This window comes from Acinetobacter sp. YH12132, assembly GCF_013418645.1.
Classification (GTDB): domain Bacteria; phylum Pseudomonadota; class Gammaproteobacteria; order Pseudomonadales; family Moraxellaceae; genus Acinetobacter; species Acinetobacter indicus.
Window position 1 is genome coordinate 110,408 of the sequence record NZ_VPBR01000005.1, and the last position, 26,636, is coordinate 137,043.

General features: G+C 42.8%; 31 protein-coding genes and 3 pseudogenes. 24 read left to right on the forward strand and 10 right to left on the reverse strand.

All coding sequences use genetic code 11. The features are described from left to right. Positions 1-14 precede the first annotated feature (14 nt). Positions 15-122, forward strand: a pseudogene (locus FTU67_RS14270) (hypothetical protein); the annotation flags it as partial. 4 nt (positions 123-126) lie between these two features. Further along, on the forward strand, positions 127-1,194 hold the full coding sequence (locus FTU67_RS07510) for a PoNe immunity protein domain-containing protein (RefSeq protein WP_180006758.1): 1,068 nt from the start codon (positions 127-129) through the stop codon (positions 1,192-1,194). Between the two features lie 77 nt (positions 1,195-1,271). On the opposite strand, the pseudogene FTU67_RS07515 reads toward FTU67_RS07510, so the two are convergent. Then, a pseudogene (locus FTU67_RS07515) lies at positions 1,272-1,538 on the reverse strand (4Fe-4S dicluster domain-containing protein); the annotation flags it as partial. Here FTU67_RS07515 and FTU67_RS07520 point away from each other — a divergent pair. The 12 genes and pseudogenes from FTU67_RS07520 (at position 1,532) to FTU67_RS07570 (ending at position 9,897) form a co-directional block, all read left to right on the forward strand. Beyond that, positions 1,532-1,903, forward strand: coding sequence for a hypothetical protein (locus FTU67_RS07520; RefSeq protein WP_180006759.1), 372 nt, complete (start codon positions 1,532-1,534; stop codon positions 1,901-1,903). The pseudogene FTU67_RS07515 and the gene FTU67_RS07520 overlap by 7 nt on opposite strands. A 17-nt stretch (positions 1,904-1,920) precedes the next feature. Continuing rightward, positions 1,921-2,868 carry a hypothetical protein gene (locus FTU67_RS07525; protein WP_180006760.1) on the forward strand — a complete coding sequence of 316 codons (948 nt, stop codon included), beginning with the start codon at positions 1,921-1,923 and terminating at the stop codon, positions 2,866-2,868. 2 nt (positions 2,869-2,870) lie between these two features. Next, complete coding sequence (locus FTU67_RS07530; RefSeq protein ID WP_180006761.1) at positions 2,871-3,806, forward strand: hypothetical protein; 936 nt, start codon at positions 2,871-2,873, stop codon at positions 3,804-3,806. Then, positions 3,806-4,729: a hypothetical protein gene (locus tag FTU67_RS07535; protein ID WP_075175634.1), complete on the forward strand. Its 924-nt coding sequence runs from the start codon at positions 3,806-3,808 to the stop codon at positions 4,727-4,729. The genes FTU67_RS07530 and FTU67_RS07535 overlap by 1 nt, the downstream gene beginning before the upstream one ends. Before the next feature lie 210 nt (positions 4,730-4,939). Continuing rightward, complete coding sequence (locus tag FTU67_RS07540; protein ID WP_228289503.1) at positions 4,940-5,659, forward strand: hypothetical protein; 720 nt, start codon at positions 4,940-4,942, stop codon at positions 5,657-5,659. Between the two features lies 1 nt (position 5,660). After that, positions 5,661-6,074 carry a hypothetical protein gene (locus tag FTU67_RS07545; RefSeq protein WP_168369763.1) on the forward strand — a complete coding sequence of 138 codons (414 nt, stop codon included), beginning with the start codon at positions 5,661-5,663 and terminating at the stop codon, positions 6,072-6,074. Between the two features lie 164 nt (positions 6,075-6,238). Next, positions 6,239-6,340 (forward strand): annotated as a pseudogene (locus FTU67_RS14250) (IS5/IS1182 family transposase); the annotation flags it as partial. An 84-nt stretch (positions 6,341-6,424) separates the two neighbouring features. Continuing rightward, entirely contained in the window at positions 6,425-6,703 is a 279-nt protein-coding gene (locus FTU67_RS07550) for a hypothetical protein (RefSeq protein WP_228151051.1), read from the forward strand. 101 nt (positions 6,704-6,804) lie between these two features. Then, complete coding sequence (locus tag FTU67_RS07555; protein ID WP_075167225.1) at positions 6,805-7,233, forward strand: hypothetical protein; 429 nt, start codon at positions 6,805-6,807, stop codon at positions 7,231-7,233. A gap of 297 nt (positions 7,234-7,530) precedes the next feature. Beyond that, on the forward strand, positions 7,531-7,977 hold the full coding sequence (locus FTU67_RS07560) for a hypothetical protein (protein WP_168369752.1): 447 nt from the start codon (positions 7,531-7,533) through the stop codon (positions 7,975-7,977). Positions 7,978-7,989: 12 nt separating this feature from the next. Further along, entirely contained in the window at positions 7,990-8,463 is a 474-nt protein-coding gene (locus FTU67_RS07565) for a hypothetical protein (protein ID WP_228289504.1), read from the forward strand. Positions 8,464-8,634: 171 nt separating this feature from the next. Then, on the forward strand, positions 8,635-9,897 hold the full coding sequence (locus FTU67_RS07570) for a type VI immunity family protein (protein ID WP_180006762.1): 1,263 nt from the start codon (positions 8,635-8,637) through the stop codon (positions 9,895-9,897). Between the two features lie 147 nt (positions 9,898-10,044). Here the strand turns inward: FTU67_RS07570 and FTU67_RS07575 are convergent, their stop codons facing one another. After that, on the reverse strand, positions 10,045-11,757 hold the full coding sequence (locus FTU67_RS07575; RefSeq protein WP_016659624.1) for an electron transfer flavoprotein-ubiquinone oxidoreductase: 1,713 nt from the start codon (positions 11,755-11,757) through the stop codon (positions 10,045-10,047). Positions 11,758-11,945: 188 nt separating this feature from the next. On the opposite strand from FTU67_RS07575, the gene FTU67_RS07580 reads away from it, so the two are divergent. The 5 genes from FTU67_RS07580 to FTU67_RS07600 all read left to right on the forward strand — a co-directional run bounded on the left by FTU67_RS07580 (position 11,946) and on the right by FTU67_RS07600 (position 16,359). Further along, positions 11,946-12,557, forward strand: coding sequence for a DUF1285 domain-containing protein (locus FTU67_RS07580; RefSeq protein WP_034598302.1), 612 nt, complete (start codon positions 11,946-11,948; stop codon positions 12,555-12,557). A gap of 46 nt (positions 12,558-12,603) precedes the next feature. Next, positions 12,604-13,473: a glutamate racemase gene (murI, locus tag FTU67_RS07585; RefSeq protein WP_127801786.1), complete on the forward strand. Its 870-nt coding sequence runs from the start codon at positions 12,604-12,606 to the stop codon at positions 13,471-13,473. 114 nt (positions 13,474-13,587) lie between these two features. Next, positions 13,588-14,616, forward strand: a complete 1,029-nt coding sequence (locus FTU67_RS07590) for a DUF4062 domain-containing protein (RefSeq protein WP_127801785.1) — start codon at positions 13,588-13,590, stop codon at positions 14,614-14,616. A 66-nt stretch (positions 14,617-14,682) separates the two neighbouring features. Next, a complete protein-coding gene (gene hemH / locus FTU67_RS07595; RefSeq protein WP_005181909.1) occupies positions 14,683-15,711 on the forward strand; it encodes a ferrochelatase in 1,029 nt (342 codons plus the stop codon). A gap of 3 nt (positions 15,712-15,714) precedes the next feature. Continuing rightward, positions 15,715-16,359, forward strand: a complete 645-nt coding sequence (locus FTU67_RS07600) for an MBL fold metallo-hydrolase (protein ID WP_163146170.1) — start codon at positions 15,715-15,717, stop codon at positions 16,357-16,359. Between the two features lie 69 nt (positions 16,360-16,428). On the opposite strand, the gene FTU67_RS07605 is transcribed toward FTU67_RS07600, so the two are convergent. Together FTU67_RS07605 and FTU67_RS07610 are read right to left on the reverse strand one after the other, a co-directional pair. Beyond that, positions 16,429-16,608 carry a hypothetical protein gene (locus FTU67_RS07605; protein ID WP_005181916.1) on the reverse strand — a complete coding sequence of 60 codons (180 nt, stop codon included), beginning with the start codon at positions 16,606-16,608 and terminating at the stop codon, positions 16,429-16,431. A 181-nt stretch (positions 16,609-16,789) separates the two neighbouring features. Further along, complete coding sequence (locus tag FTU67_RS07610) at positions 16,790-16,963, reverse strand: DNA gyrase inhibitor YacG (RefSeq protein ID WP_005181919.1); 174 nt, start codon at positions 16,961-16,963, stop codon at positions 16,790-16,792. An 84-nt stretch (positions 16,964-17,047) separates the two neighbouring features. On the opposite strand from FTU67_RS07610, the gene FTU67_RS07615 reads away from it, so the two are divergent. Together FTU67_RS07615 and FTU67_RS07620 are read left to right on the forward strand one after the other, a co-directional pair. Beyond that, the gene (locus tag FTU67_RS07615) at positions 17,048-17,698 is read left to right on the forward strand and encodes an SAM-dependent methyltransferase (protein WP_171066723.1); all 651 of its coding nucleotides are present in this window, start codon (positions 17,048-17,050) and stop codon (positions 17,696-17,698) included. Between the two features lie 2 nt (positions 17,699-17,700). After that, on the forward strand, positions 17,701-18,903 hold the full coding sequence (locus tag FTU67_RS07620) for a TIGR03862 family flavoprotein (RefSeq protein ID WP_180006763.1): 1,203 nt from the start codon (positions 17,701-17,703) through the stop codon (positions 18,901-18,903). A gap of 65 nt (positions 18,904-18,968) precedes the next feature. Here the strand turns inward: FTU67_RS07620 and FTU67_RS07625 are convergent, their stop codons facing one another. Then, positions 18,969-19,517 carry a hypothetical protein gene (locus FTU67_RS07625; protein WP_180006764.1) on the reverse strand — a complete coding sequence of 183 codons (549 nt, stop codon included), beginning with the start codon at positions 19,515-19,517 and terminating at the stop codon, positions 18,969-18,971. A gap of 13 nt (positions 19,518-19,530) precedes the next feature. Then, positions 19,531-20,313: a class I SAM-dependent methyltransferase gene (locus FTU67_RS07630; protein ID WP_171525510.1), complete on the reverse strand. Its 783-nt coding sequence runs from the start codon at positions 20,311-20,313 to the stop codon at positions 19,531-19,533. A gap of 121 nt (positions 20,314-20,434) precedes the next feature. Between FTU67_RS07630 and FTU67_RS07635 the strand changes: the two genes are divergently transcribed. From FTU67_RS07635 to FTU67_RS07645, 3 genes are all read left to right on the forward strand, one after another. Further along, on the forward strand, positions 20,435-21,709 hold the full coding sequence (locus tag FTU67_RS07635) for a hypothetical protein (protein ID WP_016659613.1): 1,275 nt from the start codon (positions 20,435-20,437) through the stop codon (positions 21,707-21,709). 100 nt (positions 21,710-21,809) lie between these two features. Further along, complete coding sequence (locus FTU67_RS07640) at positions 21,810-22,007, forward strand: hypothetical protein (protein WP_005181929.1); 198 nt, start codon at positions 21,810-21,812, stop codon at positions 22,005-22,007. A 99-nt stretch (positions 22,008-22,106) separates the two neighbouring features. Further along, positions 22,107-23,063, forward strand: a complete 957-nt coding sequence (locus FTU67_RS07645; protein ID WP_180006765.1) for a 2-hydroxyacid dehydrogenase — start codon at positions 22,107-22,109, stop codon at positions 23,061-23,063. A 98-nt stretch (positions 23,064-23,161) separates the two neighbouring features. Here FTU67_RS07645 and FTU67_RS07650 read toward each other — a convergent pair whose 3' ends face one another. The 4 genes from FTU67_RS07650 to FTU67_RS07665 form a co-directional block, all read right to left on the reverse strand. Then, positions 23,162-23,587 (reverse strand): hypothetical protein, encoded by a 426-nt coding sequence (locus tag FTU67_RS07650; protein ID WP_104470692.1) that lies wholly within the window; start codon positions 23,585-23,587, stop codon positions 23,162-23,164. A 204-nt stretch (positions 23,588-23,791) separates the two neighbouring features. Then, the gene (locus FTU67_RS07655) at positions 23,792-24,316 is read right to left on the reverse strand and encodes a hypothetical protein (RefSeq protein WP_005181937.1); all 525 of its coding nucleotides are present in this window, start codon (positions 24,314-24,316) and stop codon (positions 23,792-23,794) included. Between the two features lie 290 nt (positions 24,317-24,606). Beyond that, positions 24,607-24,996 carry a hypothetical protein gene (locus FTU67_RS07660; protein ID WP_005181941.1) on the reverse strand — a complete coding sequence of 130 codons (390 nt, stop codon included), beginning with the start codon at positions 24,994-24,996 and terminating at the stop codon, positions 24,607-24,609. 75 nt (positions 24,997-25,071) lie between these two features. Then, positions 25,072-26,613, reverse strand: a complete 1,542-nt coding sequence (locus tag FTU67_RS07665) for an ATP-dependent endonuclease (protein ID WP_180006766.1) — start codon at positions 26,611-26,613, stop codon at positions 25,072-25,074. Between the last annotated feature and the right edge of the window lie 23 nt (positions 26,614-26,636).

Below are 26,636 nucleotides of genomic sequence, written 5' to 3' on the forward strand. Positions count from 1 at the left end.
AAAATAACTTCAACCATTATGAGAAATGTAAAGGCCTAAATTAGCCAAAGTGTACACTGACAGTAACCGCACACGGTATAAAATTAGAATTTGTTTTACCAAACGAGATGTTGGAGAGATAAAAGAATGTCAACACAAGTCAATGATCAAGAAATAGATTGGGAAAAATGGCAATTTCTAGAGATTAATGATGAAACAAAATTTAGAGATAATTTTTTAAATGCCCAAGATTATCATGAAAATTTTGAAGAACTTATAAATGGACTATATACCGTTGTAGATGGTTTCAGTCATTATAAAAATGATTCTAAGTTTGGTGGATATATAGCATCTGGTCACCAAAGAATGAGAGATGCATTAGATTTGATGTCATTACAATATTCAGCAGGTGGTGATTTAAATTTCATAAAAGAACTTTACCCGTATCTTCTTCATTGGACAGAAGAATATGCTGAAACGAGTCATCTTTATAATTTAAGCCCTGATGCAGGTGGACGTTATGTCTGGCATATTTCCTTGGGAACAGAAGATTATTGGTATATTGCTTTGCGTTTAATTTGCTTCGGCTTACTTACAGGCTATACAGATCAAATGAATCGGATTATGCCGATTATCGACTATACAGAAGCAACTCCTGAAGGGCAGGAAAAAGATGGCTTAATCGAGCGATTGATTGCTCCATTTGTAACAGATCGAGGCATACCACCGAATGATGCACGTCGTCATTTGCCTTATCGTAAGCTCATTAAAGTTTTTGATGCTGCACCTGAAAAACGTCCAGCAATGATGTTGCAATACTTAGAAGATTGGTATGAAGCCAGTCGTCGTGAACCTTATCATGATCAACATCCACAACCTGATATTAGATCAGGTATCAGTTATTTTGGTTATTGGTCATGGGAAGCGGCAGCTGTTACATGGTTGTTAGATATTGATGACACCACTTATCGAGATCACCAATTTTATCCAAAAGATTTAGTTGATTTTTCTAAAGCACAATCAGAAAAAGTACAAACACAAGATTCAGTAGAAAAAATTAAAATCAAAGGTGGGGATAAATGTCCAAAAACAGGTTATTGGACGACTCCAGCCCAACCAAATGAGCGTCAGCACTTTAGTAAAGGTGAGATTTTACCAACGCTTTCTGAACAAGATTGGGGTGAAGTATATTGGTATTTTGATGGTGAAGAATAAAACTATATCGCTCAAGGGGAAACTTTCGTATTTATCGAAGTTTAATAAAAAAACTTTAGCGAGGGTTTTAAAAGACATTACATATTCGAATAGCTCATATCACCTGCACCCTCAGGTACAACCCAAGTAATATTTTGTGACGGATCTTTAATATCACAAGTCTTACAGTGAACACAGTTCGCAGCATTAATTTGGAAATGCTTAGAACCATCATCATTTTCCATTATTTCGTATACACCAGCAGGGCAGTAGCGCTGAGCAGGCTCATCCCATTGAGGAAGGTGAAGTTTTATATCGTGTTTTAGATCCACGTAGTTTAGATAACAGTATTTGTTGGATGCGTAAGTCTGAGTTTGGAAAGCTAAAAAGTCGTGAAGATTGGCGTGATAAATTTGCAGTTTGGGCAAGCTGGAATGCTAATGGTGAATATCTTGAATATACAGTTCCTAAAGGACAGAAGTTGTATGCATGGGAAGGACCTGCTGCTTCACAAGAGCTTGGCGAATTTTATTTAAAAGGTGGTGGGATTCAAATTGTACTTCATCCTGATCATTTAATTCCTTCGGGATTAAGCAAGCGAAAATTGACAGGTTGGGGCTATGGCACCGACACTGAGATTGGCAATTTTTCAATGGTGGGTGTTCCAACTTTGCAAACTAAAATGGGCGATTATAGTTTGGCTGCCAAGCTAGAACATAAACCGAGATAAACAAGATAGAGAAAACTATGAATTACGAAGTAAATCCTAAAGCTGCATATTTATTAGAACAATTTAGCTCGTTAGAATTTTTTGAGACTATGCGAAATAACTATGGTTTTTTTTTAGATAGTTTAGAAGAACTATTTGAAATCTATATGCATAATTTACCATATAATTTACGAAGTTTACCCTATCCAGAACAAGCAGATATTCAATGGGGTGGGACTGTTTTGCCTAATTTAAGAAATACGATGGATCGTATAGAGTCTGCGTACGCAAAAATAAAAACAGGTGATTTTACTTATTTACGTTGTACTGGAGAAATACGCTCTAATGATAAAGGTTTGAGTGAATTTTCTCCACATTGGATGGATGATTTACCTACAGATAAAGTAAGACGGTGCTGGGATTACTATTCAATTGCAAAAAATTATGCTTCTATTATTGGGAGGACATACCCGACCTATTGGAGTATGGATATGCTGAGTAATGGTTATCCAGAAGCTGATGTATTTCATGGAATAAATTTAGTTTTACCTGACTCTTATCCAATTTATAGGGTAAATCCAGAAATAATAGTTAAATCTAATGAAAAAGTTGAAAAAACAGGTGTTTATATTTGTGACGAAGACAGAAAAAGAATTGAGTTTATGGCAGCAAGTGAGGAAGAGGATAGAGGAGTAGGTAGTGTTATAGCTACTGGTATGGATCCTGAAACATTTGAGACCTTATATGGTGATTGTACTTGGACCTTAGTTGAGCGGATTGCAGATGAAGGTGGTTCATCTGAGACAATTCAAGTTGAAAACTTAAAAGGTTTTGCTGGTCAGACTTGTCAACGGACAGGTAATTGGTGGAGTCCTGCAAATCAATTGCAATCCCGTTATTTTGAACAGGGAGAAGTATTTCCTGAGTTTGAGAATAATAGTTGGGGGGAAACAATTTGGTATTTGGAAGTGACGAATAAGAAGTAAATATGTGTTATAGCGTAAATCCCAAAGCTGTATATTTGTTGGAACAGTTTAGCTCCTTAGAGTTCTTTGAAGTGATGTACAACAACTATCGTCTCTTTTTAGAAAGCCTAGAGGAGCTATTTGAAATCTATATGCATAATTTACGAAGTTTACCATATCCAGAACAAGCAGATATTCAATGGGGGGGAACTGTTTTGCCTAATTTAAGAAATACGATGGATCGTATAGAGACTGCATACGCAAAAATAAAAACAGGTGATTTTACTTATTTACGTTGTACTGGAGAAATACGCTCTAATGATAAAGGTTTGAGTGAGTTTTCTCCACATTGGATGGATGATTTACCTACAGATAAAGTAAAAGAATGTTGGGATTATTATTCAATTGCCAAAAGCTATGCTTCAATTATTTCAAATACTTATCCAACCTATTGGAATATTGATGAGCTTGTTATTGATTATCCTGAAGCTGATATATTTCATGAAATCAATCTAGTTTTACCTGACTCTTATCCAATTTATAGGGTAAATCCAGAAATAATGGTTAAATCTAATGAGAACGTTGGGAAAACAGGTATCTATATTTGTGAAGAAGATAGAAATAGAATTGAGTTTATGGCAGCAAGTGAGGAGGAAGGTAGAGGAGTAGGAAGTGTTATAGCGACTGGAATGGATCCTGAAACATTTGAGACTTTTTATGGCGATTGTACTTGGGTACTAGTTGAACGCATTGCAGATGAAGGTGGTTCATCTGAGACAATTCAAGTTGAAAACTTAAAAGGTTTTGCTGGTCAGACTTGTCAACGGACAGGTAATTGGTGGAGTCCTGAAAATCAATTGCAATCCCGTTATTTTGAACAGGGAGAAGTATTTCCTGAGTTTGAGAATAATAGTTGGGGGGAAACAATTTGGTATTTGGAAGTGACGAATAAGAAATAATGTCTAAGTTTAAGATTCATCCTCAAGAAATTTATTTATTAGAACGCTATAGTTCGGCTGAATACTTTAGCGAACTAGTCGATACTTTTAAGAATATGCTGGATGCAGCAGAGGATGCGCTCGAGCTATTTATGCAAGATTTACCTTATGATTATCGGAACCGTCATATTTCACAACAGCCCGATGTGGTTTGGGGTGAGCATGTTTTGCCTAATTTTCGATCAACTCTAGAGGCATTAAATTATGGATATAAACGTTTATTAGAGGGTGATTTATCTGCTTTACAATATGCAGGGAATGTGGTGACTGACTTTAGAAATCAAAGAATAGACTATTTCCCTGATTGGATGGATGAGGGTAATTTAGCCTTATTTGATCAATGGCAAAGTAAAGCTAGTAAGTTATCATCTAATATTAAAGCTACAGTTTTTGGTAGCTGGCCTATGACTTTTTTAAAAGAAGACTATGATTCAGATTATTTAGGAGAGTTAAACTTACCATCATCTTTACCAATATATAAGTTAAACCAAAATGTTACGGTAAAAACAGGCGAAACTGTGCCACAGGATGGTATTTACATTCCTGAAATACAGGAAGCAAGTGCACAGCTGCTGCTTAAAGGGCATGATGCGATAGAAGCATTAGTGGGACTTGATCCAGATTGCCCACAATATGATCATGAGGAAGATACGGAATGGGTATTGGTTGAACGAATTGCAGACGAGGGTGGGTCATCTGAGACTATTCAAGCTGAAAATTTAAAAGGTTTTGCTGGGCAGACTTGTCAACAGACAGGTAATTGGTGGAGCCCTGCAAATCAATTGCAATCCCGTTATTTTGAACAGGGAGAAGTATTTCCTGAGTTTGAGAATAATAGTTGGGGTGAAACGATTTGGTATTTAGAAGTGACGAATAAGAAGTAAATATGTGTTATAGCGTAAATCCTAAAGCTGTATATTTATTAGAAGAATTTAGCTCGTTAGAATTTTTTGAGACCATGCGAAATAACTATGGTCTTTTTTTAGATAGTTTAGGCTTTGTTGCATAAATATGTAAGCATCTGATTTAAATAAATTTAATTTTGGATCAAAAAATAATCAAAACTTTTAAAATCATATAGTTATGAAATCTTTGTGCAACAAAGCCGTATGATTGGCTCAATCTATACAACTGCAAAAAACGTTGTGGATGGCTCAATACTTTTCGTTGAAGAAGCTAAAAATAAAACTTTAGGTTCATACTCTCAAATTGTGAAGAATTATGTAGCTGAACATGAAAAAAAATCACGTCTATCAAATGATAAACATTTTGCAAAATTTCAAGCTGCCAACGCACCACTTTTTAAAGACTTTGAAAATAGGATTTCAAAAAATATATTTCAATGGGACACAGGAATTAAGACCAATAACTTACGACGCCAATTAAAAAATACAGCTTTTGTTAAAGGGGCTAACTATCAAGGGGGCATACCTGGATATTTGAAAAATATGAATGAGGTAGGTCGCATCAGTAAAAATCTGAGGTGGGGCGGTAATTTGATGATTGGTATGAGTATTGGTGAAGGTGGCTATAATATTTACAAATCCGCAGAAACAGGAGATGCTAAGCAAATTAGAAAAGCTGTATTGGTTGAGCCTTTGAAAGTAGGAGGAAGTATATATGGAGGAACAAAAGGAGCTGCTATCGGTGGTGCTGCTGCTTTAGTAATTGGTGTAGGGACTGGTGGTATTGGACTAGTTGTTATAGGGGCTTGTGCTGTTTTAGGTGGATTAGGAGGAGGTATTATTGGCGGTAAAATCGGTGAAACTATAGGAAATGGTGCTGATCGTAGTATAAATTGGATGATAGATTAAAATGTTTGAAAAAACTTTGGAGATAATATTTGCTCTTACAGGTGCTCTTTGGCTTTCAATCTCATTGATAACAAGTTTCAAAAGCTATGCATACGTTAAAAAAAATCTAGGTTCTATCTCAGAATTATTGTTTGGCAATCCTAAGTATTTTAAAAAATTAGATTTAACTAATTTTTTTTTGATAGAGACAACAACAGCAATTATTGCAGCTGCAAGGTTTAGAGAATTAAAAATATTAAAACGAGACACTGTTTTCTCAAAAGGGCTATTTCCTTTAGCTCCTAATCTTAATGATAAAAATCTTAACTTATTATTAAAAAAACATGGGCAATGGTATAATTCTGTCGTAAAGAATATAATTATTTCAGCATTTTGTTTACTTCTATTAGGAACTATATTATTAATTTTAAAGTAAATAGGTGATAGCTTGAATGTTCTAATTTTTTCTGTAAAGCGAACAAGGTTTAGAAAGTATAATTAAATTTTCTATTTAAAAATATCAAAATGTAAATTTTAATTATTTTAGGCTTTGTTGCACAAAGCTATTCTTAAGGACTCCTTCGGCAATATAATTTCCAAATGAAGAAGCCTACACACAAAATCTACCGCACAACCAATTGGCCCGCATATAACCGAGCTCTCATTAATCGTGGGAATATTGCCATTTGGTTCGATCCAAAGTAAGCGTCCGCTGAATCCCATACCAATTTTTAATTCGATTCAGGTTTCCAGCAGTGCGGCAGCAATTCTTCAATTTGGGTCACTTTGTGTGTCGGTAGCTTTTTCAGCACATCACTTAAAGTTGAGGGCTTTAATGAATGGGAACTTTACCAGTATGTTGTGGAAAAAATAGCATTAGCACGTGAATATGGTTTGGAAGGTACTCGGGATATTTTAAATTTTATTTGTCTAACGTTGATATATAAAAATACTTTCGAGCAAGAAGAGCTGCTTCAAAGTGTGCTGCTAAAAGTGAAAAATAAGATGATGACAATGGATCAGGCGATGGAAGACTTAGAGAGTTTAGTTGACGAAAACGAATAAACTCATAAAACATAACTTTATGCTAACACAATTAATTTGGCATCAAAGAAACGTGAAGTTAGGAATATTCTTTAAGTAAATTAAAAATTATAGGTGATGTGATGAATATATTTAAAAAAATTGTGATGCTGCCAGTAGGCTTGGCTTTAGGTTTGGTTGGTTGCAGTGCAGGCTCAAGTAAAACTTATATACTTACGACAACCTCCTTTAATTATGATCCAAGTTATCGCACATATGATGTTTTGTTAAATGAAGAGTTAATTGGTAGTGGCGGTACGAAAAGATCGGCAGTTATTACAGGACCACAATATGTTACATGGGGGCAAACAAATATTCGTAAACAACACGTTGCAAAAAATATTCCTTATTTAACCAAAGAGGATTTAAAAGGAAAAAGTTATTTAGCAGTGCATCTCTATCCGGATGATAGTGTTGAAATTACACTTACAGATTCTGAAAGCATGCCTAATGCTACACAGAAAGGGCTAGAATGGAGAAATAAACTACGAAAAGAGAAAAATAATAAATAGTGGTGTCCTATGATAAGTAATATAAAAAGTTAAGAATACAAATCAAGATGTAGATAATCTTGGTCCACAAAAAAACAAGACTGTGCTGATGGGGATTCAAGTTAGTCATCCTATTTATGTATCTGGTGTCGGAACCTCATTTAATCGTGAGCTAAATATAGTCGAAAAAAGAATAGCCACAGTGCAAGATTATGAGCTTACAGGTGGTGTAAGACGGATAAGATATGGTGAAAATCAAATCAATATTAACTTTTCGAAGCCGTTCGAAAAGAAGTTGGAGTCGCGACAGGTGATGTGATGAATATATTTAAAAAAATTGTGATGCTGCCAGTAGGCTTGGCTTTAGGTTTGGTTGGTTGCAGTTCAGGTTCCGGTAAAACCTATGTTCTAACGACCACATCATTTGGCTATGATCCAAGTTATAGACCATATATTGTACGAGTGAATGGCGAGGAGGTTGGAGGAGGCTTTGGGGCAGCCACTAAACGATCTGCGATTATTACTGGACCACAATATGTTACATGGGGACAAACAAATATTCGTAAACAACACGTTGCAAAAAATGTTCCTTATCTGACCAAAGAGGACTTAAAAGGAAAAAGCTATTTAGCAGTGCACCTTTATCCAGATGATACGGTTGAAATCACACTGACTGAAGGGCGGAATATGCCTGATGCTACAAAAAAGGGATTAGAAGTAAGATCAGAATTAATTGATGAATTAAATGAGAATGATAAAAAATAAAAAGGTAAGAATATGGTTTCTCAATTACAAAAAATAAAAAATAGCAATCAAGATGTCAGTAATCTGCATCCACAAGCCAAGCAAGATTGTGCGGATGTAGTTAATATTTCTGTTTTTTTTGATGGGACAGGAAACAATTTAGAAGCAGACCAAGATAAAGGAAAGCTCGCCAACCCAGCAAAGTTATGGCGAAATGCACAATCTTATAGTTTATTCGAAATTGAGCGTACAAAGTCGCCAGTGAAGTTAAATCATCCTATTTATGTTTCTGGGGTTGGAACCCCATTTAATGGGGAGCTGAGCAAAGTTGATAAAATAATAGCTAAAGTGCAAGATCATGACCTTTCGGGCGGTTTTACAGGCGTTGGTGGTAGAAGACGCTTAGAATATGGTGAGAGTCAGATCAGTAAAAGTTTAGAAAACACCGGCTTTGTTGCACAAAGATTTCATAACTATATGATTTTAAAAGTTTTGATTATTTTTTGATCCAAAATTAAATTTATTTAAATCAGATGCTTACATATTTATGCAACAAAGCCATCTGCGAATAAAAACAATAATTTTCAATTTTTCGTTAACATGGAGATGCTACGTCAAAGGATCAAAGTAAAGCTTAAACTCAAGGGAATACAAGAGGTAGAAGAGGAAATTAATATAATGAGTACATCACAACTCTATTTAAGTAAACAAGAAATAGAGGAGTTAGTTCGGGATATTCCTCAAGATACTTCAATTCTTTATGGGGAGGAAAACCAAGAATTTGGTGTTTGTCCTTGTGTTACTTTTTATATTTGTAATAAAGATTGTGTAGAAATATTAAATAAAGTTGTGGCTATTTATATCGAATTTGAAAATTCTATTATAGATAAGCCTTTTCAATTAAGGTTTAGGAGTGATACTGAAGTATGGAAAAAGGCTAATAAGTGGATTAGAAGTCGTAACGAAATGTTAACGGAAATGACAACGGTTTATAAAAAACATTTTATTTACTATATTGGTGCAACATCTGCAGAATCTCCTAATCAAAGTGCACGTTGGGCCTTAGGCGCTAAAATTAGAGACTCAAATGAACGTTATTCTAGTATTAAATTAACCTTTGGTGATAAATGGTATAGATCTAATCCAGTTAGGTGGCATCATTTTGTTAAGCAGTGTCTAGAAAAGCTTAACCCAATTCAAGCCTATAGTGGCTATGAAATAGGAAATACAGGGCAATTTGCATTTGTATCTCCAGAGTTTGAAACAGTTGAGCGGACTTTTACGGATTATTTTTACGGGCTCGATATAGATCATCCTGGGATGGAGTTTTCTCATGAAAATATGTTTGTCTCAGAAGATCGTGACGCTTTAGGTGGAGGAATTCGTACCCCAACATGGTGTTTTTTACTTTCGCCCTATTGGCTAGAAAAGTTAGGTTTAAGTGAAGAGCAAATTCGCGAAAAACTCAATGATCCACGTATTGAAATAACTAAAATAGAGGATTCAGAAAATCCTAATCTATATAGTCTATGGATCCGTTTGGGCGAGCTCTCACTTTATCCAGTTGAAGAAGGTGTCCCTGATCTATTGGTATTGGCAAATGAGCTAATTAAACCGATACGTTGTGATAACTTAAAACTTACGACCTTAGATGCATGGTCAGATGATCCAAACCCACGTTTTGATGTAGTAAGTGCGAAACAATGGATTGCTCGATTTGATAAAGACAGTACATGGCCTGAATTAAAACGAGTGGAAGTCGAAGCTCAAGAACCAGAAAGAATTGATATTGTACTCGCTGGAGAACCCTGCCCACACGCAGGTTACTGGTATACATTTGCCAAAGAAAACTCACGCCAATATTTTAAACACGGAGATACTTTCCCTGATTTTGAAAGTGATTGGGGGGATGTGTATTGGCAGTTTGATGGGGAAGAATAAACTCAGTCATGAACGGCTTACTATAACTTTAGTATATATTTTTACTAAAATAACAAAAATAAAAATAGCTATAAGTATTGAGTTAGATTTATCTAAGAAAGAAAAAATAAACCCGCTTACGCGGGTTTATTTTGATCTCAATCGAGATTACATATTTGGATAGTTTGGACCACCACCACCTTCCGGTGTTACCCAGGTGATGTTCTGCGATGGATCTTTAATGTCGCAAGTCTTACAGTGTACGCAGTTGGCTGCGTTAATCTGGAAGCGCTTGGAACCATCATCATTTTCCATAATTTCATACACACCCGCAGGACAGTAACGCTGTGCCGGCTCATCCCATTTAGGCAAATTCACATCAACCGGAATCGAGGCATTGGTTAGCTTCAAGTGTGCAGGCTGGTTTTCTTCATGTACGGTGTTGGAAACGAATACTGAAGACAAACGGTCAAAGGTTAATTTGCCATCCGGTTTTGGATAATTCGGCTTAAAGCTCACTGCATCTACAGTTTTTAATGCACTGAAGTCAGGCACCAAGTCATGCAGGGTAAACGGCACTTTAAAGATGTTCTGGTCGATAAAGTTAAACGCACCACCAAACCATTGACCAAACTTGTGCATTGCCGGGCCAAAGTTACGCGCGTTGTAAAGCTCTTCTTTTAGCCAGCTGTTGTTGAACTTCTCAGTGTAAGAGGTTAATTCTTTTACAAAGAAATCTTCACCCTCAGTCACGCGGGCAATCGCCAGATCACCACCTTTTTCGACACCGGCAGCAATTGCTTCAAAGACTGCCTCACCACAGAGCATGCCGGATTTCATTGCGGTATGAGAACCTTTGATTTTGGCAAAGTTCAGGAAGCCGGCATCATCACCAATTAAGGAACCACCCGGGAAAGTGAATTTAGGCAGCGAGTTAAAGCCACCTTTGGTTACGGCACGCGCACCATAAGAAATACGCTTACCGCCTTCCAAGTATTGCTTAATCAGAGGATGAGTCTTCCAGCGCTGCATTTCCATAAATGGATACATATGTGGGTTTTCATAAGACAGATCGACGATCATCCCCAGTGTGACCTGGTTGTTTTCCGCGTGGTAGAGCCACCAGCCGCCGGAAGAACCGGTTTCAGACAATGGCCAGCCAGCACCGTGCATCACCAGACCTGGTTTATGTTTGGCCGGATCAATTTCCCACAGCTCTTTAATGCCGATACCGTAGTGTTGAGGGTCGGCATCTTTGTCCAGATTAAATTTCTGGATCAGGCGTTTGCCTAAGTGACCACGACAGCCTTCAGCAAACAGGGTGTATTTGGCATGCAGTTCATAACCTGGGGCAAAGTTGTGGGTCGGTTCACCATCTTTACCAATGCCCATATCACCGGTTTGAATGCCTTTTACTGTGCCATCTTCATGGTACAGAATTTCAGACGCCGCAAAGCCCGGGAAAATAGACACTTCCAGTTCTTCGGCTTTCTGGCCTAACCAGCGCACCACGTTGCCCAGTGAAATGACATAGTTGCCATCGTTGTGCATGGTTTTTGGCACCATCCAGTGTGGTGCTTCTTTCGAAGTGGTTTCAGACAGCAGGAAGAACGTTTTATCTTCTGTCACCGGTACATTTAACGGTGCACCTTCTTCTTTCCAGTTCGGGAACAGCTCATTGATGGCACGTGGTTCCAGCACCGCACCTGACAAGATGTGCGCACCGACTTCGGAGCCTTTTTCTACGACACAAACGGACAGATCATTCAGGTTATTTTCAATTGCAAGTTGACGGATTTTAATCGCCGCAGACAGACCCGCAGGGCCAGCACCTACGATAACTACGTCAAACTCCATCGATTCACGTTCGATGTGTTCCATGTAGGACTCCTCATAATACTAGAAGGTGGCAACCGTCATCTCAGAATCCGGTGCTGCCATGAGTGTTCTTAGTTCCTAGACACAAATTTGCTATCGTGTCTTTTATATTGTGGGCTAGTATAGTTTTAAACCTTGGTCTAGCCAATTGGCTGAATCATATTATTTTTCCGTCAGCAGGGTATTCAATGATGAACAATGAGCACAATGAACCAAATCCGACGAAAAAAGTAGCATTTTCTGATGATAAAAATTTAATGGGCATTGCGCAATACTTAAAAGATGCACAGCCCGGTCACAAAAGGTCAATTCCCCCTTTGGAGCAATGGCATCCAAAGCATTGTGGCAAAATGGATTTAACGGTAAAAGCCAATGGAGAATGGTGGCACGAAGGTCAATTGGTGAAGCGCCAGTCATTAATTGAGCTGTTTTCTACCGTACTCTGGAAAGAAGGTCACACGTTCTATTTAAAAACCCCGGTCGAGCAGATTGAAATTGAGGTGGAAGATGAGCCTTTATTTGTCAATCAGGTAGATCAAGTTGATATTGAAGGCAAGACCTATCTGCAACTGACCACTACCACCCAGGACCTGGTGATTGTCGATGAGCAGCATCCGATCTTTATGCGTGAATATGAAGGGGAGTTGCGTCCCTATGTGCATGTGCGTTTTGGCCTAAATGCCCTGATCCAGCGCGCGGCTTTTTTTCATCTGGTCGAGCTGGGCAGCTTGCAGGAAAATGCCGAGGGCGATGCAATTTTAAGCCTGAAAAGTGGTGATTTGCTATTGCAATTAGGCACCTGAGGTTTAAGCTTGAGCCATCCTATTTCAAACTGCTCATTCCGCTGCCATGACCGCCATTCATCCCCTTGCTCCTTTGTTGCACCCTATGACCAGAGCGCAGGCGGATGCGCCAATCGGGATTTTTGATTCAGGCATTGGCGGCTTGTCGGTGGCGCTGGAAATTGCCCAGCATTTGCCCAATGAACAGATTGTTTATTATGCCGACACGGCGCATGTGCCTTATGGTCCGCGTGATGATCAGGAAATTCGCGAACTGACCGCTCAGGCTATCGAGTGGCTGTATCGGCAGGGCTGTAAAATTGCAGTGGTGGCCTGCAATACTGCTTCGGCCTTTAGCCTGGATTATCTGCGTGCGCATTATGGGGAAGATTTCCCGATTGTTGGTTTGGTCCCAGCCTTAAAACCGGCGGTACTGCAGAGCAAAACCAAAACCGTGGCTGTGCTGGCGACACCGGCGACCTTTCGTGGCCAGCTAATTAAAGACGTGATTCAGCGTTTTGCCTTGCCGGCCGAGGTCAAAGTGATTCCTTTAACCTCGCTTGAGCTGGTGCCTTTTGTGGAAAGCGGAGCGCAAATGAGTGCTGCCTGTTTAACTACTTTAAGTGAACTGTTACAGCCAGTGGTGGATGCTGGCGCAGATCATCTGGTGCTGGGGTGTACCCATTATCCCTTCTTAAAAACTGCGATTCAGTCTATTTTTGGTCAGAAATTGACATTAATTGACTCAGGAACTGCCGTTGCGCGTCAAACTTCCCGCATTTTAACGAAAAATGAGTTATTATTTGAACAGAGCCGAGCCGATCAGGTGCAGATTCATTGTTATGTCAGCGGTCAAAATGCTGAACATTTACAACCGATTGTCGGGCGTCTGATGCCTGAGCAGATCCGCTGGAAAATTTCCAATCTGCCACGCTAAGCCAGCTCCATAAAGAAAGCAACATGATTGCTTCAGCATGACTTATTTTTTGATTGGGGAACAATACTGATGCCCATTGGGCGCTTCAGCTATTGAGGGAAGGAAGGAGAGCCAATGCTCGATAAACGCTATCAGGTATTTATCTCTACGTCCGGTTCAGAGATGCAGCCGGAACGCATGGTATTGACACAGACCTTGGTGGGAATGGGCTTCTTTTCCTGGGGCTTGGAGCAGCGTACGCCATTGAGTACGGCATTTGCCCGTCGTCAGATTGATGACTGCGATTATGTGGTGCTGTTATTGGGCAGCCAGTATGGCGAGCAGTCGGTATCGGGTGTGGGCTATATGCATCTGGAATATATTTACGCGGTCACCAAGCAGAAACCGATGATTGTGTTTATGCATGAAGACCCGGATTCACGTGATGCCAGCTTGCAGGATGCCAAACCTGAACTGCGGGAAAAATTTAAAGAATTCCGTCGCCTGTTACAGCAGGAAGTCGATCAGGTGTTTTGCTATCGCAGCTTGCGTGATCTGGAGCTGGCGGTACGCTTTAATATGCCGCAAATGCTGGAGCGTTATCCGGTGGTGGGCTGGGTGCGTCCGCAAAATACCCAGGCCCTGCATGATGAAATCGAGCAGCTACAGGCCAAAGTGGCCCAGTTAAAAAATGAACTTGGCAAGACCGAAGCCGATCCATTCTTAAGCCTGCCCAAAGTATCCATGCATGAAGCTTTCCAGTTTGAATACCGGATGCATGCCTATCAGGATGGTAATTTTAAAGAACTGAAAGTACAAAAACAGCTGACCTGGGCGCAGCTGTTCAGTATTTTAGGCTCGACCTTTATTCATCCGACCCCGGAAGAATATTTTTCCAAACGCATGAATGAATATTTAAATGATACCGGCCTGACTGATGCGCGGCGTGAAATGCCACGGGCGCATGCGGTGGCACGGGCGCAAATCAATATTCGTGCCTTGCATACCATTAAAATGCAGATGCGCCAGAATGACTGGATTGTGCAGGCCGGCCGGGATGAACGCCAGCGTATGCTATGGCAGACTACAGCCAAAGGGCAGAAGTTGCTGGACAGTAACCTGCTTGATAATGATCGTGTTTTTCAATATAAATCGACGTATTAATTCATTTAGTAACAGACGGGAAAGCTGTTAAAGTAAACGCGTTCCCTGATGATTCCTGAGAGCCTAATGTCTGTTGTTGCGAAACCGAAAATCACCATTATTCTGGCCAATTTGGGCACACCGGATGCACCGACTGTGCCCGCGGTACGACGTTTTCTGAAACAGTTCCTGTCTGATCAGCGGGTGATTGAAATTCCCAAACTGCTGTGGCAAATCATTTTAAGGCTGTTTATTTTACCGTTTCGCCCCAAACGCGTGGCACATGCTTATGCCATGGTCTGGAATCAGGATTCGCCTATGCGCGAAATTTTGCAGGCGCAGGTTGATGCCATCAGACAGACCTTAACTCCGCTCTACCCGGAATTTGAGCTGAATATTGTGCCAGCCATGACCTATGGCAACCCGGGCATCGACGCTTTGCTGGCAAAGCTGGCCCAGCAGCCGCAAGATCATCTCCTTGTCCTGCCACTATTCCCTCAATATTCCGCAACTTCTACCGCGCCGCTATATGATGCTATAGCCAAATGGATTCCGCAGCAGCGCAATTTGCCGGGGCTGAGCATTATCCGCGATTATTATCAGCATCCTTTGTATATTCAGGCTTTGGCGCAGAGTGTGCGCGAATTTCAGGCCGAGCATGGTCCGGCGGAAAAACTGCTGATGTCATTTCACGGTATTCCACAGCCCTATGCCGATAAAGGCGACCCCTATGCCGAGCGCAGTCGCACAACCGCTCAACTGGTGGCACAGGCGCTGGGTTTAAATGAGGATCAGTGGGCGATCAGCTTCCAGTCACGTTTTGGCAAGCAGGAATGGGTCAAGCCCTATACCGATGTGCTGCTCGAAGAATGGGGCAAGCAGGGGGTCAAATCGGTTCAAATCATGAGTCCGGCATTTTCTGCCGACTGTCTGGAAACCCTGGAAGAACTGGCGATACAAAATGCCGAGATTTTTCAGCAGGCGGGCGGGGAACACTATGCCTATATTCCGGCGCTCAACCAGCGGGACGATCATTTACAATTGCTGAATGCCTTGCTTCAGGCTAATCTGGATGCGCTGAAACAGACTTTTGCCCATTTTCAACAGGACGCTTAACCCATGTTACAAGTCAAAATTGTGCCGGTCACGGCATTTGCCCAAAACTGTTCCATCGTCTGGGATGCAGAAAGCAAAGACGCCATTTTGATTGATGCGGGCGGCGAACCGGACAAGCTGCAGGCAGAAGTTGAAGCACTGGGCTTAACTGTGAAAGCCTTATGGTTAACTCATGGTCATCTGGATCATGCCGGTGCTGTCGGCGCCTTAAAAAAACGCTGGGATGTGCCGGTCATTGGCCCGCATAAGGAAGATGCATTCTGGCTGGATATGATTCAGGAAGTATCGGCGCGTTATGGTTTCCCGATTCCTGAAAAGGTCGAGGTGGATCAGTGGCTGGAAGGTGGTGAGCAGCTGCAGCTGGGCAATGAACAGTTTGAAGTGCGTTTTGCGCCGGGACATACCCCAGGTCATGTGATGTTCTATAATGCCAATTACGGTTTGCTCTGGACCGGTGATGTGCTGTTTAAAGGCTCGATTGGCCGGACAGATTTCCCGCGAGGGAATCATCAGCAATTACTGGATTCAATCCAGCGTGAATGTTTTAGCCTGCCCGATGAAACCCAGTTTATTTCAGGGCATGGTCCGATCAGTACCATTGGTTTTGAAAAACAGCACAATCCTTTTGTGGCGGGGCAGGCCGGTTAATCTGCAAATTTCACCCTAACCAAAGTCAGCACAGTGCTGACTTTTTTATTGCGCCGTTTTGATTGCCATTTATTTGCGAAACGGGTCATTCAGCTGTTTTTTCGCTTCCATGCCCACCAGCCAGGCCATTAAGGCAAATAATACCGCCACCCCAATCAGCAGCGTATCCTGACTATATAAACCGACCGCCAGCATTAAGATTGCGGCAAGCAGAAAGGCGAAAAAAAGAATTTTCAGGAGCGTGGGCATACAGGGCTCGATAATTAGAATCTCGAGGCCATTTAAAAAAGAACCGAATGCGAATAGGGTAACGTTTTGCAGTAAAATTTTTAAATGTGTGCGCTGTTTGCGCAAAGAAGTTTTAAATGTGTAGGATTTTTATTACACCTTTCCAGTAAAAGCGGCTTTTTGTAAAACCGCGTAACCGGTTTTAGTCTTCCGGGTTATCTACCGAGGGTGCATCCTGAGTCGGCAGGCGATATTCATCACTGGCCCAGGCGCCCAAATCAATCAGCTTGCAACGCTCGGAACAGAAAGGGCGAAATTCATTGCCTTCCCAGACAGAAGGTTCACCACAACGTGGGCAAGGGAATGTACGTGGCATGCGGGTCTCCTGATAAAATCCCGGATTAGATTAGGCAAAAACAGCTGCACTTGATAGACTTGTGCGGTTTTTTATAAGTTTGATCTGATTATGCCCATTCGTCAATTTCAAGCCCAGCGTATGCATGCTCCGCGTGACTTTCAAGCCATTGCCAATACTCCTGTCTGTATCGAAATTGGTGCAGGCAAAGGCAAGCACGCGCTGTTGTTCAGTGGGCAACATCCTGAGCAAACCCTGTATGCGATTGAGCGCACCCGGGAAAAGTTTCTGGCCATGCAAAAGCAGCATGGATTAGAACCGCATGCCAATCTGCAGCCAGTCCATGCCGATGCCTTACCGTGGATTGTACATGCGCTATATCCGGCGCAAGTCGAGCAGTGCTTTATTTTATATCCGAATCCGGAGCCGCATAATCCGGCCCAGCGCTGGCTGAACATGCCATTTTTTGAGTTTTTGCTGTCACGTTTGCAACCGAATGGACAGATTACCCTGGCCAGTAATATCCCTGAATATATTGCCGAAGCTGAACAGCAATTATTGGCGCTATGGAAACTACCGTTTGAGAAACAGCGGATTGCCGCCGATTCTGCCCGGACCCATTTTGAAATTAAATATTTGCAGCGCGGTGAATTGTGCCAGCAACTGATTATTCGCAAACCGGAAGGGTATCGTACCCGTTTTGACGATTTTCAGCCGCTTCAGGGCCAGTCGCCAGCGCAGGCAGTGGAAGAATAAGCATGTCCAAGCGGATTGCCATTATCGGGGCAGGCCCGGCCGGCTTGATGGCGGCTGAGGTGCTCAGCCAGTATGGCTATAACCTGCATGTCTATGAGCAGAAGCCTTCGGCAGCACGCAAGTTTTTAATGGCCGGAAAAACCGGGTTAAATATTTCCCATGCCGAAGCAGTGCCGCAGTTTATTCAGCGTTATGATCAGGCCGACTGGCTGGCGCCGTGGATTCAGCGCTGGGATGCTGGCTGGATTCAGGACTGGATGGCAGGCTTGGGCATTCGCTCTTATGTCGGTTCATCCGGGCGGATATTTCCGGTGGAGATGAAAGCTGCACCGCTATTACGGGCCTGGTTAAAACGACTGGCGGATAATGGGGTGCAGTTTCATTACCGCCAGCAGGTCAAAGGCCTTGAGCAGCAACAGCTGCAGATTCTGGACTTAAAACATGGGCAACTGCGCAGTGAAGCATTTGATGCGATTGTGCTGGCTTGTGGTGCGCTGTCGTGGTCGCAATTAGGCAGTGATGGTGCCTGGCAGGACTGGCTCCGTCCAGAGCAGATTGAACCATTTCAGGCCAGCAATGCCGGGGTGGAATATCCGTGGTCCAGCTTTATGCAGCCAGTGTTTGGTCAGCCTTTAAAACGGGTTGAGGCCTGGGTAGAACCGCATACGCGCAGTATCGGCGATATTGTCCTGACCCATTATGGACTGGAAGGCGGCCTGATTTATAAGCAGGGCCGGGCCTTACGTGCACAGCTGAAACAGCAGCAGCGCATGGTGCTGTTTCTGGATTTACTGCCCGAGCAGTCCCAGGCGCAGCTGGCCAAAAAATTACACCCCAGTAAAAAGCAGTCACTTAGCAATGTCTGGCGTAAAGCCGGTTTAGATGCAGCCAAAAGCAGTCTGCTGCGTGAACTGGTCGATAAAAGCTTATGGCATCAGCCGGAGGCACTGGCGGCACAGATCAAACAGCTACGGATTGAATTAACGGGTTTTCGCCCGATTGAAGAAGCGATTAGCTGTGCCGGCGGAATCAAACGCAGTGCCTTCAGCCCGCAGTTACAGCTGAAGGATCATCCGGCAGTATTTTGCTGCGGTGAAATGCTGGACTGGGATGCACCCACCGGCGGCTATTTGCTCACGGCCTGTTTTGCCACCGGACGGGCAGCTGGGGAAGGTGTACATGCCTATCTCGCTACAGGGCAGTAAAACTCACAGACATCCTGCCTGTAAAAAATCAGGGCTATTTAGGGCCCTGAGGTTGTGCATATCATTTAATGCTCGAGCTGTGGATACTGGTCGCGCCAGTGTTCTAATTGCTCTTGGGCATGAATAAATTTCCCCAGACCTTTAACGCTGTCTGGTGCACTCTCCGATGCAGCTGAAGCTGGTTGCTGGGCATGCAGCTGAGCCTGATGATCCCAATATTCATACATCAGGCCCTGGATATAGCGGCCCTGTTCGGTCTTTAAATCCAGCGCTTTCAGCATATTCAGTGCCGACTGGATATTGTCACCTTGCCGGCTTCGTGCAAAGCCATCATCCAGCGTGCCTTGCTGCTGCATCTGCATCAGTTCGGCTTCCATTTCCTCACTCATCTGGCCAAAGCGCTGTTCATAGTCGGTTAGTAGCTGCAGGTCATGCAAGTCCTGCTCGGTTTTTGGGAAAGTGCGTACCGGCTCACTTTTCAGTTCCTGCAGCACCTGATCTTCGGCGCTTAATTCCTGCTTCGGTTCTGGTGATGGATTGCGCTCGCAGGCACTCAGCAGCAGTGCACTGCCAAGCAGACAGGCCAGAGATAAAGGTTTAATCAGATTGGACATGACAGGTTCATCCTTATTGTTCTGTAATTTTTGTAAAGCTATACACATGGGTCAGGTAGGGAAAGTCAATTTGTTGCTGCGGCTGTTTGCCTGTATATTGCAGCACCATCTGCTCGAACTGCTGTTTCAGCTGCTGTTGCTGGTGTTCAGGCAGCGCGGCAATAAAACTGGTAGAAAGCAGGCGTTTTGACACCACCTGTTCAACTGTACCGCTTTGCCATTGCTGAAAAGTAGCTTCTGCGTTAGCGTTAAAGCCGGTCGCAGCCGAAAAGACCTGTCGCCATTGGCCGCTATGAAAACGCGGGGTATCGCCTTCCAGCGGTGCTATATGGTCGGCCAGTGCCTTGACCCAGTCGATGCTGGTGTCACGCTGATTCCAGATCAGCAACAGCTGGCCACCCGGTTTCAGCACCCGGTAAATTTCGTTCAGGGTTTCAAGATTGGCAAACCAGTGAAAGGACTGCGCGCAGCAGACGGCATCGACACTGGCATCAGGCAGCGGCAGGGCATGACTATAGGCTTGAATGCTTTGCACATCAGGATAGTGTTGCTGTAGTTGTGCCAGCATTTCGGCCACCGGCTCAACAGCAATCACATGCGGGCTAAGCTGTTGCAGAATCGGCAGGAATTTACCGGTACCGGCACCTAGGTCGACACAGACCGGTGCGGCATCAGATTTAAGCTGGTTTTTTAACCATGCAACCAGCGCTTGTGGATAACTTGGTCGGACCTGTTGATAAAGTTTGGCGGCTGTGGAAAAGCCTTGTTCTGCTGCAGGATGGAGGAATTGTGTCATATTTTGTGCTTTTTTATCTGCCGGGCATCTATAAAATAACATATTCGCTTTTTAGTCGTCGGCATACGGTCTATTTGTTATTTTGAATCTTGATAGAGGGCTGTGCAGCTCTGGTGTGGGAATGGATAAACACATAATTTTTGAAGACGATCATATCCGCGTCATCTGGATGCCCGGTCATTCAGAGGCGCTGATTTTTTCTTTTGGCGATTTAATTACCCGCGCCAAAGGCCTGACCATTAATGCTGAAAAGTCATTGAGCAAACACGGCTATAATGTGGTTGGCATCATGCCAAAGGAGAAATCCTGGTTTCCCGAACAGTCGATGCGCGCGATGCTGAATGAAATTGCCGCCACCATTGCGCCGTTTCAGCAGCGTATTGGCTATGGCGGTTCGATGGGTGGTTATGCGGCCATCAAATATTCCAACCTGCTGGATTTGCAACGTGTGGTGGCACTGGTGCCGCAATATTCGATTGATCCGGAAGATATTCTGGACACGCGCTACAATATGTTCTTCCATCCGCAACACAATGCTGACATGCGTATTCAGCCCCAAGATGTTTCGGCTGAGCGCGAATATATCGTGATTTATGATCCGCACTATGCCGAAGACCGCGCCCAGTATTTAAAACTGCAGGCGGTACTGCCTTCGCTGCAGACCCTGCATTTACCGTTTACCGGACATGATGCGATTGCGGTGCTGGCCAGTTCCGATTTGCTCAATGATTTTCTTAGCCATCCTTTTGATCCGGCACATTTTTACCAGAAGATGCGTCAGGTCAAAAAGAACAGCAAGTTCTACTATCGCAAGCTGATTGAAAACCTGTTGCCACGGCACAAACATGCGCTGGGGCAAATCCTGAAAAATAACGAACTGCAACTGGACAGCGGCTTTTTTGATGCCAAGCTCAAGCAGAACCTGATTCGCTCGCTGCTCAGCAATAAACAGGTCGATCAGCATGACCTGCATAAACTCGGGATTCAGTTTAACCTGCCGCAGGAAAGCCGCCGCCAGCTGATGGACTGTTTTGGCCATGGGCTGGTATTTAATGTCATTAGCCAGAAGATCGAAAGCTATGCTGCCAGTGCTGTGGCCTTAAACCATAAATTCCTGATTCCGATTTATGCCAAGGGCAATGGACTGGTACAAATCTGGCTGAATGACCAGCGTTATATTGTGGCCATGAATGATCGTCAGGTCATGAAACTGTTTCAGGAACAGGATGAGCTCAGCGCCGGTATGCACCCCATCGTGATTAAAAAATACAGCGATTATTATGTGCTGAGTTATAAACAGCTGAATTTAAGTAGTGATGAATTTGGCGGCAATGAATTTGTCGATGATAGCCCGGAAAGTGCCAAATTTGTGACCCAGCCCGAAGTGGTGCTGTAAGCCAAAACTGCACTGACCCCGAAGTCCTTGTTTTATTTTATATTCAGGCTAAGATGAAGGTGGATATAAAACAACCAGTGGATAAAAGTAGGGTAGTGTTATGACCATTCGACCTCTGTCTGTTGTGGTACTGAGCCTGCTGGGTTGGGCTGTTCCGTCCGTTGCTTCGGCACAAACGGTGCATTATTCAGCCTATATGGTGTTCGGCAGTGGCCTGTTATTGGTATTGGCTTTAACCATTTATGTTATTCGGCAAATCCGCTTTTCTTTACGCAATTATCACAGCAAGCGCCCATGAAATCATGGGCGTTTTTTTGTGGGCATCCCATTTTGAACTGACGCGCAGCGCTACAAGTGTGCTTTAATTTCTTCACGCCATGATGAGAGGATGCACCACATGAACGCCGTATTTCTGGATTTTGCCTCGCTGGATCAGGATGATTTACAGCTAGAAGACTTAAACGCTGTCTTTCAGCAGCAGTTAACGCTGTATCCAACTACTTCGCCTGCAGAGCTGCTGCCACGGGTGCAATCTGCCGAGGTGATTATCAGCAATAAAGTCTTGCTGGATGCCGCGACATTACAGCAATGCCCGCAGCTTAAACTGATCCTGATTTCAGCCACCGGTACCAATAATGTCGATTTGGAACAGGCACGCCGCCAGGGTGTGGTGGTGTGTAACTGTCAGGGTTATGGCACGGCCGCAGTGGCGCAACATACCTTAATGCTGATGTTAAATCTGGCTACTTCTTTTGTGCCTTATCATCAGGCGGTGCAACAGGGCCAGTGGCAGCGTTCTAGCCAGTTCTGTCTGCTGGATTATCCAATTGTCGAGCTGGCTGGAAAAACGCTGGGCATTGTCGGTTATGGTGAGTTGGGGCAGGCAGTGGCCAAGCTAGCCGAAGCCTTCGGCATGCAGGTCAAAATTGCTGCTCTCGCCAACCGGCCACAATCTGCGTCGCGGGTGCCTTTTGCCGAGCTGTTACCGCAGGTGGATTTTTTAAGCCTGCATTGTCCACTGACCGAAGATACCCGGGATTTAATCGGGCCGGCTGAGTTTGCTGCCATGAAACATAGCGCGTTTTTAATTAACTGTGCCCGCGGCGGTATTGTCAATGAAGCGGCGCTGGCCGAAGCCTTACAGTCCGGACAAATTGCCGGTGCGGCGATGGATGTGCTGAGTGTCGAGCCACCCAAGCAGGGCAATATCCTGTTAGACCCAGCTATTCCCAATTTAATTTTAACCCCGCATAGTGCATGGGGCAGTGTAGATGCGCGGCAGCGGATTGTGCAGCAAATGGTAGAAAACGTGATCGCGTTTCAGCAGGGCCAACCGATCCGTCAGGTCAATTAAGCAGATATCAAGCAATAAAAAATACGGACGCATTCAGGTCCGTATTTTTGGGTGGAATGAAAAGGCGAGTGATGATGAGGCTCTCGCTCACTCCCGTCTTAAAGTTCGGTCACGGCATAGCTGGTGGCCCCTGAACCGGTTTCAGCAGGTACTGATGCCGCCGGTTGAGCGGTATCTGGCTGACTCAAGCTGCCCTGTACAATTGGTACCGGCTGTTGCGGTGCGCCGCCTAAAGCTTCTTTGGTGTCCTGAATTTTCTGGTTGGCCTGTTGCGTGGTGTTGCTGGTTAAGGTTTTGGTATTTTCCCAGGCCTGATGCACCGAAGGCCGTACTTTTTGCACACCTTTTTCTGCCACTTCACCAACCCGATCTGCCGCGTTTAAAACACCTTGCTGTGCTTTATAGGCCCAGACATGCAGTAAATTCGGATTATCGGCATACGGCTGAATCGGGGCTTGGAGCTTGGTGCTGCTATTCGCTTCTGCTGGTGGAGTTTGTGCCCAGACTGCAGTGCCCATGAGCATAAGGCCAACAGCCAATACGGATTTCATTTTATGCATAATCATGACCCCTGCTAAAAGAGAATGGAAAGCCTAAGCCTAAACTGAAGGCATGAAGAAATCATGAAGATTCCTGTTACTGTGTTGAGCATCTGCTGAATTGTCTTGAAACTCAACCACAAAATTAAAAAAGCCCGCAGGGTTGCAGGCTTGGTTCTCTCATTTTGATTATTGTGCAGCGCCAACCGCGGTATGGGTTTTACTGCTGACTTTGGCTTTGGCCACAGGCGTATCGACATCAACCTGCGCATTGCTGTGCAATTGTACCTGTGCCGATTTCTGTTTCAGGCTGTTTTTGGTTTTTTCCGTGCGGTCTGCGGCATGTTCACGGGCTGCTGCGGCTTTCTTGGCGGCAGACTGTTTCAGTTCGCTTGAGCGTTCATAGGCCGCCTGTTTTAAATCTGCGGCTTTTTCTTTGCCGGCTTCGGCTTTTTCATTGCTGAACTGTTTGGTGTTTTGCCAGGTGTTCTGGGTCGTGGTTTTTACGCTATGTAATCCTTGACCGACATGCTCGCCTGCGCTGTGTAAGGTCTGCTGCGTACCTTGCACTACATTATTTAAAAGTCCACCAGCCTGTGGCGTCTGCACAGCTGCCGATGCGTTGACATTGGCCTGAAGTGCTGGCGCGGCATACAGTGAAGATGTCGCGAGTAGGGCGCTGCTCATGAATATTGTTGTGAGAGTTTTCTTCATAGGATTTTCCTTGCATGTGTGCCACAGACGCAATGCTGTGAGCGGTGCCTATCTTAAGGAGAAAAATATGCGCCGATATGCTTTATGCAAAAACATCCACAATCTTGCTACAACTGCTTAACAATTCAGGCATTTTTGTAAACCGGGGATTGGCTGCGAAGTCTTATACCAGTTGGTATAGCAGATATAATTTGAATGATGAAAAATCTATTTATTTTTCGGGTTATTTTTATTTTTTCTAGGAAATGTGGAAAAGCACCATACCTTTTGCAGGCATGATGCTTGAATTTTTAGTTACATTGCGCCAGTGCATCTTTATGGAAATGATCGCGCAGGGTCAGGAAGTTTTTCTGTACCGTGGCATCATGCAGGTCAAAATTATGGGCGGTGCTGGTGCCATCTTGGGCAAAGGTAGCTGAACCGGCTGAAATGAGGGTGTTGCCTTTAAATGCCCATTGTTCAATTGAGCGGCCGGCTTTGAGCTGCCCTCTAAATTCAATCACGCATTTATCAATAAACTTGGTCAGTTTGGCCGAGTTATGCGTGGTGTCTGGATAGACCTCAAGATTTTGGACTTCTTGTAATACCCCTGCTTGTAGTTGTGGAATGACTGGCGCAGAGGTACATGCACCCAGAGAAAGGCAAGTTAGACCAGATAAAATTAAAGTTTTAAGTTTCATAAGCTTCTTTCTTGTTGAGTGTTGTTAGGTTGAGTATATGAAATATATAGGGATATGCCTATAGTTACTCCACTTTTAGCTAATCCACTCTATAGCATCTCTCAAATGTTCGTAATCACTTACTAATTCTTCAATAGATTCATTATTTATAAGAGCAGTATTAAATCTACGCCATTCTTGTTCTCTTTTAGAATTAAAACCATAAACAGCCTCAATATCTCCTGTACACCATATGTATATGCCTTTAACTTTTAGAGAATTATGAATGTTTTTTAGTATGGGTTTGGCTTCAGGTAGTTGAGCTAGAGTTTTAAACTTTTTTGCACCGATTTGTCTTAAGGACGAACAGTCTTTGACATGATCCTGACAAATATTCAAATCAGGTAAGTCCTTATTTCTCTCTACTAAACTTCTAAACTCTTCAAAATAATGAGCATTAGAATCATCAATTAGATCCCAATCCTTACAATTACCGATAAAATCAAGATCTGTAAGAATTCTTGAAGGAATTCCAAGAGCACCTAAAACTTTTTGAATAGGTAAAAGACTGGTTTTACTATCAGCAGAAACTAGAGATAGTTTTTTGAGATGAAAAGGGCGTTTATGTATTTTAGTATATATGTTAGGAAGAACTCTAAGCTCAGTTTTTCCTTCTACTAAAAGGACTTCATCACTAAAAAATATTTGAGAAGCATTATTTAACTTAAACACTTCATAAAAATGACTAGGATACTTAGCATTAAGAGATTCGATAATTTTTGAAATAGGCTTTCTTGCTTGTGTGCCTAACTCTGGAGATTTATGAATTTGTAAAGCATTAATTGCATGTTCAGAGGACAAAAGACTTGCGGAATGCGTAGAAAATAAAATCTGGTAACCTGAATTACTGAGAGTCATTAATGCATCACGTACAAGTTCAATAGTTGTAGGATGTAAATAGAGTTCAGGTTCATCAATACAAATAATAGTATTTGATCTTCTTGAGCTAGGATTCTTTTGCTGTAAGTCAGCCAAATATCTAATAAGAGCCATTTGGATTGAGCGCTGAGTACCGTGCCCAAAATTATTAAAATCTCTTTCTGTATGTGTATCTTCAAATATTTTCAAAGTCCCACTTTTAAAAATATCTTCGATGGTTGGGGTTGGGAAATGCAGCTTTACCGATATATTTGGAAAAAAGTCATTAATTATTTCATTTATACCTGTATCGACTTTACTCAATGCAGGAATTCTATTACTTCCATCATGTGATAAAAGATTAGAAACAGATTCCAAACTTGTTATAAAATCTTGTTGATAGTTTTCTTGAATCTCTAAAGAAATCAGTTCAAGAAGTTTAGATATTGCTGTCCCACTTTTATTTTTTGTTGAATCCTCATGAGCATCTGTCATGGCTTCAATATGAATGAATTTTGGAAAAATTTTTATAATTGATTGTTCAATACCGGAAGGGATAGATTTCCACTCCTTACCATCAAATAAGGTAGCAACTATCTTCTGTTTTTCATTTCTATCGAGGAAGGTTCTTCTTTTAATTTTTAATTCTTCATTTTGTATAAATGGTCGAAGCTTATTTGCATGATCCTCTTCTAATAAATTTAATAGGCTTTGTTGCATAAATATGTAAGCATCTGATTTAA